The organism is Stenotrophomonas sp. YJH_SMC_16 (genome assembly GCF_059367875.1).
Genome location: NZ_JCAFRH010000004.1, coordinates 259,740 through 273,368 on the forward strand (window position 1 = coordinate 259,740; position 13,629 = coordinate 273,368).

At 61.0% G+C, this 13,629-nt stretch carries 12 protein-coding genes and 1 pseudogene; 9 read left to right on the forward strand and 4 right to left on the reverse strand.

The window, feature by feature from the left end; genetic code table 11:
* Positions 1 to 96: 96 nt before the first annotated feature.
* From rfbD to rfbB, 4 genes are read right to left on the reverse strand one after another with little or no spacing between them, the layout of a single operon-like run.
* Complete coding sequence (gene rfbD, locus AC5P6E_RS10995; RefSeq protein WP_100447620.1) at positions 97 to 990, reverse strand: dTDP-4-dehydrorhamnose reductase; 894 nt, start codon at positions 988 to 990, stop codon at positions 97 to 99.
* Complete coding sequence (gene rfbC / locus AC5P6E_RS11000) at positions 987 to 1,544, reverse strand: dTDP-4-dehydrorhamnose 3,5-epimerase (RefSeq protein WP_049434959.1); 558 nt, start codon at positions 1,542 to 1,544, stop codon at positions 987 to 989. The genes rfbD and rfbC overlap by 4 nt, the downstream gene beginning before the upstream one ends.
* Positions 1,541 to 2,428 (reverse strand): glucose-1-phosphate thymidylyltransferase RfbA, encoded by an 888-nt coding sequence (gene rfbA / locus AC5P6E_RS11005; protein WP_100447618.1) that lies wholly within the window; start codon positions 2,426 to 2,428, stop codon positions 1,541 to 1,543. The genes rfbC and rfbA overlap by 4 nt, the downstream gene beginning before the upstream one ends.
* 14 nt (positions 2,429 to 2,442) lie before the next feature.
* Positions 2,443 to 3,498, reverse strand: coding sequence for a dTDP-glucose 4,6-dehydratase (gene rfbB, locus AC5P6E_RS11010; RefSeq protein ID WP_100447616.1), 1,056 nt, complete (start codon positions 3,496 to 3,498; stop codon positions 2,443 to 2,445).
* 262 nt (positions 3,499 to 3,760) lie between these two features.
* Between rfbB and AC5P6E_RS11015 the strand changes: the two genes are divergently transcribed.
* The 9 genes and pseudogenes from AC5P6E_RS11015 to AC5P6E_RS11055 all read left to right on the forward strand — a co-directional run bounded on the left by AC5P6E_RS11015 (position 3,761) and on the right by AC5P6E_RS11055 (position 13,364).
* On the forward strand, positions 3,761 to 4,507 hold the full coding sequence (locus tag AC5P6E_RS11015; RefSeq protein WP_012509979.1) for an electron transfer flavoprotein subunit beta/FixA family protein: 747 nt from the start codon (positions 3,761 to 3,763) through the stop codon (positions 4,505 to 4,507).
* Positions 4,507 to 5,445, forward strand: a complete 939-nt coding sequence (locus AC5P6E_RS11020) for an electron transfer flavoprotein subunit alpha/FixB family protein (protein ID WP_495230957.1) — start codon at positions 4,507 to 4,509, stop codon at positions 5,443 to 5,445. Before AC5P6E_RS11015 ends, AC5P6E_RS11020 begins: the two co-directional genes overlap by 1 nt.
* 146 nt (positions 5,446 to 5,591) lie before the next feature.
* On the forward strand, positions 5,592 to 7,010 hold the full coding sequence (locus AC5P6E_RS11025) for a UbiA family prenyltransferase (protein WP_100053265.1): 1,419 nt from the start codon (positions 5,592 to 5,594) through the stop codon (positions 7,008 to 7,010).
* Between the two features lie 56 nt (positions 7,011 to 7,066).
* Positions 7,067 to 8,317, forward strand: a complete 1,251-nt coding sequence (locus AC5P6E_RS11030; RefSeq protein ID WP_071306600.1) for an FAD-binding oxidoreductase — start codon at positions 7,067 to 7,069, stop codon at positions 8,315 to 8,317.
* A 2-nt stretch (positions 8,318 to 8,319) separates the two neighbouring features.
* On the forward strand, positions 8,320 to 9,051 hold the full coding sequence (locus tag AC5P6E_RS11035) for an SDR family oxidoreductase (RefSeq protein WP_071306578.1): 732 nt from the start codon (positions 8,320 to 8,322) through the stop codon (positions 9,049 to 9,051).
* Positions 9,048 to 9,446 (forward strand): GtrA family protein, encoded by a 399-nt coding sequence (locus AC5P6E_RS11040; protein ID WP_197597784.1) that lies wholly within the window; start codon positions 9,048 to 9,050, stop codon positions 9,444 to 9,446. Before AC5P6E_RS11035 ends, AC5P6E_RS11040 begins: the two co-directional genes overlap by 4 nt.
* The gene (locus AC5P6E_RS11045; protein WP_125438140.1) at positions 9,446 to 10,861 is read left to right on the forward strand and encodes a YfdI family membrane protein; all 1,416 of its coding nucleotides are present in this window, start codon (positions 9,446 to 9,448) and stop codon (positions 10,859 to 10,861) included. The genes AC5P6E_RS11040 and AC5P6E_RS11045 overlap by 1 nt, the downstream gene beginning before the upstream one ends.
* A 231-nt stretch (positions 10,862 to 11,092) precedes the next feature.
* Positions 11,093 to 12,187, forward strand: a complete 1,095-nt coding sequence (locus tag AC5P6E_RS11050) for an acyltransferase family protein (protein ID WP_495230986.1) — start codon at positions 11,093 to 11,095, stop codon at positions 12,185 to 12,187.
* A gap of 121 nt (positions 12,188 to 12,308) precedes the next feature.
* Positions 12,309 to 13,364, forward strand: a pseudogene (locus tag AC5P6E_RS11055) (IS3 family transposase).
* Positions 13,365 to 13,629: the final 265 nt, after the last annotated feature.

Genomic DNA, 13,629 nt, shown 5'->3' on the forward strand with positions numbered 1-13,629 from the left:
CCTGCAGCGAGTGCCGACCGTTGGTCGGGGTGGGTGCCGACCGTTGGTCGGCACACTGTGGATGCACGCGACCACCAACGGTGGTCGCCTACCCGGTCAGGCAATTTCAGCCATCACCCGCTTCAACCCGTCCTGCCACGCTGGCAGCACGATGCCGAAATCCTGCTGCAGCTTGCGGTTGTCCAGCACCGACCAGGCCGGGCGCTTGGCCGGCGTCGGATACTCGGAACTGGGAATCGCCTCGACGGCCGGCACCTTCGCCAGCACACCGATAGCCAGCGCTTCGGCGAAGATCGCCTCGGCAAACCCATGCCAGCTGGTCTGGCCACTGGCCGTCAGATGCCAGGTTCCCGACAAGTGGCCCGGGTGCTGCAGCGCCTGCGCGGTGACATCGGCGATCAGCGCCGCCGGAGTGGGCGTGCCGATCTGGTCGGCGACCACCCGCAGCTGATCGCGCTCGGCGCCCACTCGCAGCATCGTGCGCAGGAAATTGGCGCCATGTGAGGCATACACCCACGCCGTGCGCAATATCAGGTGGCGGCCACCGGCGGCGCGCACGGCGTCTTCGCCATCCCGCTTGCTGGTGCCATAGACGCCCAGCGGCGCGGTTGGCTCATCCTCGCGGTAGGGCGCACGGCCCTGGCCGTCGAACACATAGTCGGTGGAGTAATGCACCAAGGGCACGCCATGGGCCGCGCACCAGCGCGCGATCACGCCCGGCGCCTGCGCGTTGGCGGCGAAGGCCGCATCGACCTCCTGCTCGGCACGGTCCACCGCCGTGTAGGCGGCCGCGTTGACCACCACCGATGGCTGCAGGCGATCCAGCAGCGCCGGCAGGCTGTCGGGCTGGCCGAAATCCGCCACCTCGCAGGCACTGCCGTCGGGCAGCTGCCCGCTGCGGGTGGTGGCAATCACCTCACCGAGTGGCACCAGCGCGCGCAGCAGCTCCTGGCCGACCTGGCCGTTGCCGCCGAACACCAGAACAGTCATGGCACGTAGACCGGCAGGCGATCTTCGGCGATGTCCTTCAGGAACGGCGCGCTCTCATCCTTGGCCGACAGCGTCGGTGCACTGACCGGCCAATCGACCGCGATGTCGGCATCATTCCAGCGCACACCGGCGTCGAAGTCCTTCAGGTAGACCTCGGTGCACAGATAACTGAACACCGCGCGCTCGGAGAGCACGGCAAAGCCATGCGCGAAACCCTCCGGAATCCAGAACTGCTTCTTGTTTTCCGCACTCAGCACCACCGCTTCCCATTGACCGAAAGTCGGCGAGCCGCGGCGGATGTCGACGGCCACGTCGTAGACCTCGCCTTCCAGCACGCTCACCAGCTTGCCCTGCGGGCGCGGCCACTGGTAATGCAGGCCACGCAGCACGCCCTGTGCCGAGGTGGACACGTTGCTCTGCACGAAGCGATCCGGCAGGCCCAGTGCAGCAAAGCGCTCGGCGTTCCAGGTCTCGAAGAAATAGCCACGGGCATCGCCGAACACGGCCGGTTCGATCACCACGCAACCGGGCAACTTGGTTTCAATCACTTTCACGGAACAACTCCTCGCAGGGCGAGCGTGTGCAGGTACTGGCCGTAGCCATTCTTGATCAGCGGTGCAGCCAATGCTTCCAGCTGCTCGGCGGTGATCCAGCCTTGGCCGAATGCGATTTCTTCCGGGCAGCAGACCTGCAGGCCCTGGCGGGTCTGGATGGTCTCGATGAAGTTGGATGCCTCCAGCAGCGACTGGTGGGTGCCGGTATCGAGCCAGGCGTAGCCACGGCCGAGCGCTTCCAGGTGAAGATTGCCTTCTTCCAGGTAGCGCTTGTTGAGATCGGTGATCTCCAGCTCACCACGCGGCGACGGCTGCAGTTCGGCAGCATGCGCACTGGCGTTGCCGTCGTAGAAGTACAGGCCGGTCACGGCGTAGTTGGAGCGCGGGTTCTCCGGCTTCTCCACCAGGTCGATGACCTTGCCGCTGGTGTCGAACTCGGCCACACCGTAACGTTCCGGATCATTGACCCAGTAGCCGAACACGGTCGAGCCATCCACGCGTTCGTCTGCACGCTTGAGCACCTCGCGCAGGCCGTGGCCGTGGAAGATGTTGTCGCCCAGCACCAGGCAGCTCGGCTTGCCGGCAACGAAGTCGCGGCCGATCAGGTAGGCCTGGGCCAGGCCATCGGGACTCGGCTGCACCGCGTACTGGATCTCCATGCCCCATTGCGAACCGTCGCCCAGCAACTGCTGGAACAACGCCTGTTCGTGCGGGGTATTGATGATCAGCACTTCACGGATGCCCGCCAGCATCAGCACGCTGAGCGGGTAGTAGATCATCGGCTTGTCGTACACCGGCAGCAGCTGCTTGCTGACACCCTTGGTGATCGGATACAGCCGGGTGCCGGAGCCACCGGCGAGGATGATGCCCTTGCGTTGGGTCATGTCGTGTCCTTGGTTCAGGCCGCGGTGCCGATGCGCTGCAGGCGGTAGCTGCCGTCGAGCACGCCGTTGACCCATGCCTGGTTGTCCAGGTACCAGTCGACGGTGAAGGTGATGCCCTGTTCGAAGGTGTAGGCCGGTTCCCAGCCCAGATCATTCTTCAGCTTGGAGGCATCGATCGCGTAACGGCGGTCATGGCCGGGGCGGTCGGTGACGTAGGTGATCTGGCTGCTGCGCGGCTGGCCGTCCGCACGCGGGCGGCGCTGGTCCAGCAGCGCACAGATGGCCTGCACCACTTCGATGTTCTGCTTTTCCGAATTCCCGCCGACGTTGTAGGTCTCGCCGACCTGGCCCTTGGCCAGCACCGTGCGGATCGCTTCGCAGTGGTCGGACACGAACAGCCAGTCGCGCACCTGCTTGCCATCGCCGTACACCGGCAGCGGCTCGCCGGCCAGCGCCTTAGCGATCACCAGCGGGATCAGCTTCTCGGGGAAGTGGTACGGGCCGTAGTTGTTGGAGCAGTTGGTGGTCAGTACCGGCAGCCCGTAGGTGTGGTGGAAGGCACGGACCAGGTGGTCCGAAGCGGCCTTCGACGCCGAGTACGGCGAATTCGGGGCGTACGGGGTGGTTTCGCTGAACTTGCCGGTCTCGCCCAGGGTGCCGTACACCTCGTCGGTGGACACGTGCAGGAAGCGGAAGGCCGCGCCCTGTTCGGCCGGCAGCGCCTTCCAATAGTCACGGACCGCTTCCAGCAGGCCCAGGGTGCCCACCACATTGGTCTGGATGAAGGCACCGGGACCGTCGATGGAGCGGTCAACGTGGCTTTCGGCGGCGAAGTTCACCACGGCATCCGGCCGGTGTTCGGCCAGCAGGTTCGCGACAAGGGCCTGGTCGCCGATATCGCCCTGCACGAACAGGTGGTTGGGGTTGCCGTCCAGGCTGGACAGGGTCTTCAGGTTGCCGGCGTAGGTCAGCACATCGAGGTTGATGACCTTGACGCCGCGCGCGACGGCCTCGAGAACGAAGTTACCGCCAATGAATCCGGCGCCGCCGGTGACAAGCCATGTGGGCACTACCTGTTCTCCTGATCGAAATTCATCCAAGGAGCGCCCACGGGCGCCCCAGTGCAGCGTGACAGGATACATCCCGATGGCCTTCACGACCGCCTGCGTGACGTGAACACGAGCTCGCGGAGGTGCATTTTTGCCGCGCCGCAACATAACCATACGCATTCGCATGGTCACCCCAAGCCAGCTAGAATCGGGGTCCCACCCCCGAACCGGTTGCTGTTCCAGGACCGGACGTTCTCCCTGTTACTGAAGGATCCCGTACCAGATGAAAATCCTCGTCGCGTACAAGCGCGTGGTGGACTACAACGTCCGCATTCAGGTCAAGCCGGACGGTTCCGGCGTGGTCACCGACGGCGTCAAGCTGTCCCCCAACCCCTTCGATGAAATCGCTCTGGAAGAAGCCTTGCGCCTGCGCGACAAGGGCATCGCCAGCGAAGTCGTGGTTGCCACCATCGCCCCGGCCGACGCCCAGGCGCACCTGCGCAACGGCCTGGCCATGGGCGCCAACCGCGCCATCCATGTCGTCACCGACCAGGCCATCCAGCCGCTGACCGCGTCGCGCACCCTGCTCAAGCTGATCGAGAAGGAACAACCGGATCTGGTGATCCTCGGCAAGCAGGCCATTGACGACGACGCCAACCAGACTGGCCAGATGCTGGCCACGCTGTGGGGCCGCCCGCAGGCGACCTTCGCCAGCAAGCTGGAGATTGCTGATGGCAAGGCCACGGTGACCCGCGAAGTCGACGCCGGCCTGGAAACGCTGGAAGTGGACCTGCCGGCGGTGGTCACCACCGATCTGCGCCTGAACGAGCCGCGCTTCATCAAGCTGCCGGACATCATGAAGGCCAAGGCCAAGCCGCTGGAGACCCTGCAGCTGGCCGATCTGGGCGTTGAAGCCGCCGATACCTTCAAGACCACCCAGTATGCCGCGCCGTCCAAGCGCAGCAAGGGTGTGATGGTCAAGGACGCGGCTGAACTGGTGGCCGCACTCAAGCAGAAGGGGTTGCTGTAATGAGCAGGATTCTCGTCATCGCCGAACACCACGACGGCAAGCTCAACGCCGCCACCGCCAAGACCGTAAGCGCTGCTGCCGCCATCAGCGGTGCCAGCATCGACGTGCTGGTGCTGGCCGCCGACCCGGCCGCCGTTGCCGCTGAGGCCGCGAAGATCGCTGGCGTCGCCAAGGTTCTGACCGTGGCCAACGCTGCCAACGCGCAGGCCATCGCCCAGGTGCTGGCGCCGCAGATCGCGCAGCTGGCCAAGGGCTACACCCACGTGTTCGGCCCGTCCACCACCTTCGGCAAGGACCTGATGCCCTGCGTGGCCGCCCTGCTGGGCGTCAACCAGGTCTCCGACCTGATGACCGTCGAAGGCAGCCACACCTTCAAGCGCCCGATCTACGCCGGCAACGCGATCATCACCGTGGAAGCCCCCGCCGACCAGATCGTGGTCGCCACCGTACGCGCCGCGTCGTGGCCGGAAGCCGCCCAGGGCGGCAGTGCCACCATTGAAGCGGCCAGCGTCGATGCTGCCCTGCCGAGCCACACCCGCTTCATCGGCCTGGCCGCCGGTGCCAGCGACCGCCCGGACCTGCAGAGCGCCAAGCGCGTGGTCTCCGGTGGCCGCGGCGTCGGTTCGGAAGAGAACTTCAAGGTCATCTTCCAGCTGGCCGACAAGCTCGGTGCCGCCGTGGGTGCCTCGCGTGCCGCGGTCGACGCCGGCTACGTGCCCAGCGACCTGCAGGTCGGCCAGACCGGCAAGATCATCGCGCCGGAGCTGTACGTGGCCGTGGGTATCAGCGGTGCCATCCAGCACCTGACCGGCATCAAGGATGCCGGCACGATTGTCGCGATCAACAAGGACGGCGATGCGCCGATCTTCGAGATTGCCGATATCGGTCTGGTGGGAGATCTGTTTGCGATCCTGCCGGCGCTGGAAAAGGCGCTGTAACCGACCTTCGGACGATTGCCAATAGCTGGCCCCGGCAACTGTCGCCGGGGCCATTGCTACCTCCAGTCGCTATACTTGCCAACCATTGCCCGCGGAGTGGCCTGAATGTACTTGAACGTGTTCCAGTCGAGTCGAGGTCTCATCACGTGAGCCTCGAAAAACGCGCGCTGTGCGTCGACCTGGACGGTACGCTACTGCGTACAGACGTGCTTTACGAGTCGTTCCTAGCGCTTCTTGCCAAGAATCCTCTCTACGTGCTCCTTATTCCTTTCTGGCTTTTGAAGGGAAAAGCAGCCCTGAAGCGCGAGCTCGCTCAGAGAGTGGCGCTTCCTCCCGAATCACTCCCCTACGATGAGCGCGTGCTGCAGATACTGCGGACGACCTCCCAACGCCCGCGCGTTTTATGCACCGCTTCCGACGAACTGCTGGTGGCGCCCATTGCAGAGCATCTGGGCCTGTTCGAAGAAGTGATGTGTAGCAACGGGCGACAGAACCTAGCCGGGCATCGCAAGGCCGAGGCACTCGTAGCGCGCTTCGGCGAAAAAGGCTTCGACTATCTCGGCAATGGCTCCGTCGATCTTGATGTCTGGCGCCATGCCGCCTCTGCGATGGTGGTCAATGGTCCGGCAGCGCTGTCACGACGTGCTCGTGACGTTGTTGAAGTAACAGACGTTCTTCCCCCAGCCACGGCCGGCCTGCGCACGTGGGTCAAGGCACTGCGCATATACCAGTGGATGAAGAATCTCCTGGTGCTGGTCCCCTTGTTCACGGCCCATCGCATCCTGGATCCAGAGGCCGGCGCGCAAGCCATCATTGCATTCCTTGCCTTCGGTCTTTGCGCTTCCGGAGTGTACGTACTTAACGATCTCTTGGACCTCACCCCCGACCGCATGCACCCACGCAAGCGGAATCGACCGTTTGCAGCGGGCCGCATACCCATTCTGCACGGCTTGTTGGCAGCTCCCTTGCTGACAATCGGCGGCTTGGCAATTGCATTTGCCTGCAGTTGGCAGTTCGCGGCGGTGCTGGCGGGCTACTACACCATGACGTTGAGCTATTCATTGAAGCTCAAGCGAATCGTCATGATCGACGTAATTCTGCTCGCGGCGCTGTACACGGTCCGGATCATCGGCGGAAGCGTGGCGATCGGCGCGGAAATGTCGTTCTGGCTGCTTGCGTTCTCGATGTTCATCTTCCTCAGCCTGGCACTGTTGAAGCGCTTTGCCGAGCTCGAGTCGGCCAAGCTCAGCGGGAAGCAGACCGCCATCGGCCGGGGTTATAACGTCAGCGACCTGTCTCTCATCCAGTCCCTCGGCACAAGCGCTGGTTACATCGCAGTCATGGTCCTCGCACTCTATATCAATAGTCCCGCCAGTCTAGTGCTCTACCACCACCCCCAAGTTCTTTGGCTTCTCTGCCCCGTGCTGCTGTACTGGATCAGCAGGGTCTGGTTGGTTGCGCACCGCGGTCATATGCATGACGATCCAATAGTGTTCGCCGTGACGGACCGCGCCAGCCAGATCGTAGGAGCCGTGGGAGTTCTGGTCGTGCTGGGGGCCATCTAACAGTGGACGGCGCGTCTTGGGGGAGATACCCCGAAGCCCGGGACCAGCGGCTGGTCATGGTTGACAGCCGGCGCGCCGCTCTGCCCGACTTTGAGGGCAAGGCGCTGCCACGGGGTAATGGACGCAGCTACGGCGACAGTTGCTTGAACTCGGCTGGCACGCTGCTGTGCACCCGACCGCTGGACCGATTCATTAGCTTCGATCCAGTCAGCGGCATCCTACGCGCCGAAGCTGGAGTGACCCTCGCGCAGGTCATTGCCCTGACCCTGCCAAAGGGCTGGTTCCTGCCGGTGACACCTGGAACACGATGGGCGACGCTTGGGGGTGCCATCAGCAATGACGTGCACGGAAAGAATCACCATGTCGCCGGCACCTTCGGCCACCATGTTCGCGCGCTGGAACTGCTGCGCTCTGACGGCACGCGAGAGGTCCTGAGCAAGGAGGCACCGTCGGCTCGTTTGGCGGCTACGATCGGCGGCCTTGGGCTTACCGGCCTGATTACCTGGTGCGAAATCCAGCTTAAGCGTGTTCCTGGCCCATGGCTGGAAACCGAGAGCATCCGCTTTGACTCGCTTTCAGATTTTTTCCGGCTATCAGCCACATCCGCGGCGAGCCATGAGTACACCGTGGCATGGATCGATTGTCTGGCCAAAGGGAAAGCCCTAGGACGAGGTCACTTCATCCGCAGCAACCACGCCACCGGGGACTCATCCGTCCCGGTGCCCGGCAATGGTCAAAGGCTGACATTCCCCGTGACGCCACCGGTGTCGCTTGTCAACCGCCTGACGTTGCGTCCTTTCAATACGCTGTACTACTGGCGACAGAGTGCAAGACAGGTACGCAGCCAACAGCATTATCAAAGCTATTTCTATCCCTTGGACGGGATCGGTCACTGGAACAGGATGTACGGTCCGCGCGGCTTCCTGCAGCACCAGTGCGTGCTGCCAGCAGGCGCGGCACAGGACGCCGTCCCCGCCCTGCTTAGGCAAATCTCATACAGCGGCCAAGGCTCTTTCCTCGCTGTGTTGAAGGAATTTGGCGATCGCCCCTCGCCCGGGATGCTGTCCTTTGCACGCCCTGGTACAACACTTGCCCTGGACTTTCCCAATACCGGCCCATCGGTTTTCCAACTGTTACGGCGCCTCGATCTTATCGTCGCCGAAGCAGGGGGCACGCTGTACCCCGCCAAGGATGCACGCATGGCGCCATCGCTATTCATGCAGGGATATGGAGCAGCGTTGCAGGCCTTCCAGGAACATATCGACCCTCGAATATCGTCTGATTTCTGGCGACGCGTGATGGAGTAAAGATGAAGAAAGTACTGATCATTGGTGCGACGTCGGCCATTGCCGTAGCCGTTGCTCGCCGCCTCTCCGCTCGCGCGGCCGCTTTCCACCTGGTTGGCCGCAGTGAAGAGCGCCTGATGGACTTAGCGGCAGATCTCAGCGTCCGTGGAGCCCATGCGGTGACAATAAGCGTGCTCAACGTTGCGGATCTGTCCGCGCATGAGGCGATGATTGAAACCGCCACCAGGAATCTCGGCGGACTGGACATCGTTCTCATTGCACACGGAACACTCCCGGCCCAGGCAACATGCGACACGGATACTGCCTACGCGCTTCAAGAGTTCCACATCAATGGCACCGCCACGATCGCACTGAGTAATCGCTTGGCGCCCATGCTGACGCCCGGGTCAACACTGGCGGTCATTTCGTCCGTGGCGGGAGACCGTGGTCGCGCGAGCAACTATCTCTATGGAAGCGCCAAAGCCGCAGTCTCAGCCTATCTCAGCGGGCTAAGCCAGCGGCTGTTCAAGGCCGGGATCAATGTGCTGACGATCAAGCCAGGCTTCGTTGATACCCCTATGACGGCGAGCTTCAAGAAGGGCGCAATGTGGGCCACGCCCGACCAGGTCGCTGCAGGAATTCTCACTGCCATCGACAAGCGGCGCTCGATGGCCTACCTGCCTTCTTTCTGGTACGTGATCATGAAGATCATCGTTAACATCCCGGAATTCGTATTCCGCAGGATTCGACTGTGAGAGTTCAACGTCTTGTAATCCTGTACATGGCATTTGCAGCCATCTCGATCGCAGTAAATATCGGGGCGCAGGCGGCTGCCATATATGTTTACACCGGACCGTCCTCAATTGCCATTTCCATGCTGATTGGGACCGCCGTCGGCCTAGTCACCAAGTACGTCCTCGATAAGAAGTTCATCTTTCTTTACGCAAGCGAGAGCGCCAACCAGGAAGCAAAGACATTCCTGCTGTATAGCGTCATGGGACTCGCAACAACAGCTGTCTTCTGGGCTACGGAGTACGCATTCGAACTTGCATTCGACTCAGATTCAATGAGATATGTCGGCGGTGTGATAGGGCTCATAGCCGGCTACATCATCAAGTACCACCTCGATAAACGACTGGTGTTCAAGTAATGCGATTCTGGAAAACATCAGGCCGCCCCGCCGCCCTGTTCGTCGCGGCAACTGTTCTGCTTATGACGCTCGGATTGACATTCCCAGGTAAGGGAATGATCAACAATGGCGACTTCCTTCGCGTCCACCAGTCGATGCCGATCCTCACCAAAGGATGGGAGCCCTTGAAGGAAGAGTACGCCTACCGCAATGAGCAGCAGGTTTCCCCAGACTCTCTCATGGCTGGTGTCGCCCAACTGACAGGCCTTGCAAGTCGAGTCGGCAGCCCCAAATCCATGCCGATGTGGACGGTCTCCAGCGTGCTTCTTGCCGTCTTCCTGTCAGGGACCTTCATCCTAGTACGAATGGGACTGGCCAGCCCTCAGCTCCGTCGAACGATCACGGTAACCGTGGCCTCGCTTTCTGTGTTCGCTGGGATTTACGCAGTCTATTTCAGATCACTTTATGAAGAAGCAATGGTTCTCGCGCTCGCCCCAACGCTTGCAGCAGGGATCATCGCCCTCACCCAGGAAGGCAAGTATCGACTTTTCACACTCAGCTCGGCAGCAATCCTTGTATGCAAAGCACAGATGATACTGATGCTGCCGGTGTTGCTAGTAACGGTGCTCTGGATGGATCCGCGGGGAGGCCGCTACCGCCAAAAACTGGCCACCTGTCTTTTCCTGACAGTTTGCGGATTCTCATACCAAGCGTATCTCGCTCATTTCGGCGAGATGAGTGCGGTCAACAATTACAACAGAACCTACAATGGTATCGGATGGGCATTACAGCGATCTGCCGACTGGCCTGCCAAGACCTTCGAGCAGCGTCTGCATTACTTCAGCGAGAATCGGCTGGACATGCAGGCTCGAAGTTCAATCTACGAACCTGATCCGAGCCTCCCTCTGCTTGGGACCAGCTATTGGCCAACGGGAGCCGAGATTTCGACCGAGCGATGGTCCCCTGCGACTGCCGCTACCCGTGCGGTACAGATCCAGAATGCATTTGACGCAGGCAAACCCCACATGTACGTGATGAGAGTGGCCAGCCAACCCGCTTTGGCATGGGCGCTGCTTCGGAACACAGTGGCAACAGCGTGGAAGTCGGACTATTCCCTTAGCCATCTACGTTCGGACAAAACCATCGCAGACCGCGGATTCAATGCAGTTGGATTGTCTGGGTGGGCGTTTCAGCTTGGCGCCCTTCTGCTGGTAGTCATTGTTGCAGTCCGCCGAACGGCGACTTCATTCTTCGCCCTTATCTGCTTTGGATTGATTGCTCCGCTTTTTGTAGTCCTGGGCGACGGGTACTACGAATTCGAAAAGCACATGGCGCCGTACATCATGTTGACTCCAGCTTTTGTAGCCATTCAGTTTGCAAATGGAGGACGCCGAAAACCGGGTGTCCTGCGTCAACCCGAAGCAGGCGCATCCTGAAGGGAATGAGCCCCCTATGCGGCGACGCCAGGAATATCTGGCGTAGGACCTCATTGCTCATAATAGAAAGCGACGTCTCAGGTGAATCGGACTGGTACGACCGCTTGGACGCAGGTATTGCCGCGGACCCGTAGGCCTGTGAGCACGGCCGCCCGCTGAAAGACAACACTACCGTGCAGGTATTCAGAGAAGTCGCATTGCGAATGCCAACCCCACAACCTCGACATTGAGATCCTTCGCGCAGCTGCGGTGGGCTTGACCCTATTTGCGCACTTGGAGATCCTCCTGTATTGGCAGAGCCCTGCCTTCAGAAAGATCACCGACGTCGTCTTTTTCTGGGGTGGCGTTGACATCTTCTTCTGCATCTCAGGTTATGTGATTACCGCCAGCCTGCTTCGTGAACACCCCCGAATCCCATCATTTTCCAAGCTGGCCATTCCGTTCTGGATCCGACGATTTTGGCGTCTGACGCCGTCTGCCATTTTCTGGCTGCTGGTGGTGGTCCTCATGAGCGCACTCCCCATCAATGATGGACACCTGCGAAGTGTGAGCCAGAACCTGATGGATCTGGCCTCCGCCACACTCTATGTCGCCAATGTCCATTTCTGGTCCTGCTATGCGGGCGAGAGTCAAGGCTGCGGAATCAACCAGGTGTACTGGAGCCTGTCGCTTGAAGAGCAGTGCTATCTGTTATTACCGGTACTGGTCTATACGCTTGGCTGGAAAAGGCTACCCGTTGCCCTGGTCCTCATCATTGCAGCCCAGGCACTCTTGTATCGCCCCATCCTTTCACTTCTCTGGTTCGTCAGAACCGACGCGCTTGCAGCTGGCGTCCTGATCGCGCTGGCAGCGGACAGAGGGCTTCTGAAGAAGATAGAGCCAAAATTCCTCGGGTGGAGGCCACTCGGTCTCACCTTCTTTGCCTTGTGCATCCTGTCCATCGGCATGCTTGCAGCAAAGTCGCATGTGATCCAGCTCCATACGACCTGCATCATGTTAGTGGCGGCCGTGCTGGTATGGGCAGCCTCCTACGGCAACTCCTACCTGGGCATCAGCGGACGTGCCGGACGACCTGTTGCCTACATCGGGAGCAGGTCCTACGCCCTTTATCTCACCCATGTGCCCGTCTACTATCTCGCCAAGCCAGTTTCCGAGTGGGCCGGCGTCGGAGCGCATTCGTCTCCAGTCAGCCATGTCGTTTACGTATGTGCAGCGCTGGGGACAGCCCTGCTATTGGCCGAAGCCAACTTCAGATTCATTGAAGTGCCGCTACGCGCGCACGGGCGCACGATCGCAGCTCGATGGACCGAGCATCGTAGCCAATGAGGCTCAGATTGGCGGAATTCATCCTTTGGCCATAGTGGCACTGCTGTGCCTTGGTACCCCCCCCACAGATTAGCCGCAGCCAGAAGTGGAATTTTCTCGTAACCTAACCCGAGGAGATCCCATGAAGAAGTCACGATTCACCGACAGCCAGATCATCGCCGTACTCAAGCAGGCCGAGGCCGGCACGCCTGTCCCTGACCTTTGCCGGCAGCATGGCATCAGCTCAGCGACGTTCTACAAATGGCGCGGCAAGTTCGGCGGCATGGATGTGTCCATGGTGTCCCAGCTCAAAGAGCTGCAGGACGAGAACCGGCGGCTGAAGAAGATGTACGCCGATGCGCAGCTTAGCGCCGAGCTGCTGAAGGAAGCGCTCTCAAAAAATGGAGATGCCATCTCAACGGCGCGAGATGGCCAGGCAGGCGGTCCAGGCAGGCATCACCAGCATCGTTCATGCGTGCAGGACGTTCGAGGTGAGTCAGACCTGCTACCGCTATCAGGCCAAGGCCAGCCAGGAGAACGCGATGATCGCCGACTGGTTGCTCAGGCTGACCAGCGCCTACCGCGATTGGGGCTTTGGGCTGTCCTTCCTGCACCTGCGCAACGTGAAGGGCTTCGCTTGGAACCACAAGCGCGTGTATCGGATCTATCGCGAGTTGGAGCTGAATCTGCGCATCAAGCCGCGCAAGCGCATCGTCCGGGAAGTGCCGGCGCCTTTGGCGGTGCCTGAGGCGGCCAACGAGACCTGGTCGATGGATTTCATGCATGATCAGCTGGCTGATGGGCGCAGCTTCCGGATGCTCAACGTATTGGATGACTTCAACCGCGAAGGACTAGTGATGGAGGTCGACATCTCCTTGCCTGCGGTGCGCGTCATCCGCAGCTTGGAACAGGTCATTCAATGACGCGGAGAGCCCCGCGCCATAAGCTGCGACAACGGGCCCGAGTAGATCAGCGGAGCCCTGCAAGCATGGGCCGAGCGGCACGATATCGTGCTGCTCTACATCCAGCCAGGCAATCCTCAGCAGAACGCCTACATTGAGCGCTATAACCGGACCGTGCGTTACGCTTGGCTTGCCAGGACATCGCCACTCGTTGGCTATGGGCTTACAACCATGAGCGGCCGAACATGGCGCTCGGCGGCATCACGCCAATGCAGAGACTTGCACTGGCAGCATAGTTTCACTTTTGGCGACTGCTAAAAGCGGGGGGGATTACCGCTCCTTATCTCCCCGACAAGCAATCGTGGAATGACGGCGTCACGTTGATTGAGTGCGGGGCCCGGCGCGACTACAAGCGCGGCATGCCCGACTTGGCCCTTAAGCGCCTGCTTGTGCCCAATCGACTTCATCGGGGGAGGAGATACGCAGATGACCCCATTTCCGATTCCCGTCGGACGGCCACCCACAAGACGTAGTTCATTGTGAGGCGTTCAGATGCCAATT

Coding starts and splice junctions, on each gene's coding strand:
- rfbD (WP_100447620.1), bottom strand. CDS start 990: ATGACTGTTCTGGTGTTCGGCGGCAACGGCCAGGTCGGCCAGGAGCTG.
- rfbA (WP_100447618.1), bottom strand. CDS start 2,428: ATGACCCAACGCAAGGGCATCATCCTCGCCGGTGGCTCCGGCACCCGG.
- AC5P6E_RS11015 (WP_012509979.1), top strand. CDS start 3,761: ATGAAAATCCTCGTCGCGTACAAGCGCGTGGTGGACTACAACGTCCGC.
- AC5P6E_RS11020 (WP_495230957.1), top strand. CDS start 4,507: ATGAGCAGGATTCTCGTCATCGCCGAACACCACGACGGCAAGCTCAAC.
- AC5P6E_RS11030 (WP_071306600.1), top strand. CDS start 7,067: ATGGTTGACAGCCGGCGCGCCGCTCTGCCCGACTTTGAGGGCAAGGCG.
- AC5P6E_RS11035 (WP_071306578.1), top strand. CDS start 8,320: ATGAAGAAAGTACTGATCATTGGTGCGACGTCGGCCATTGCCGTAGCC.
- AC5P6E_RS11045 (WP_125438140.1), top strand. CDS start 9,446: ATGCGATTCTGGAAAACATCAGGCCGCCCCGCCGCCCTGTTCGTCGCG.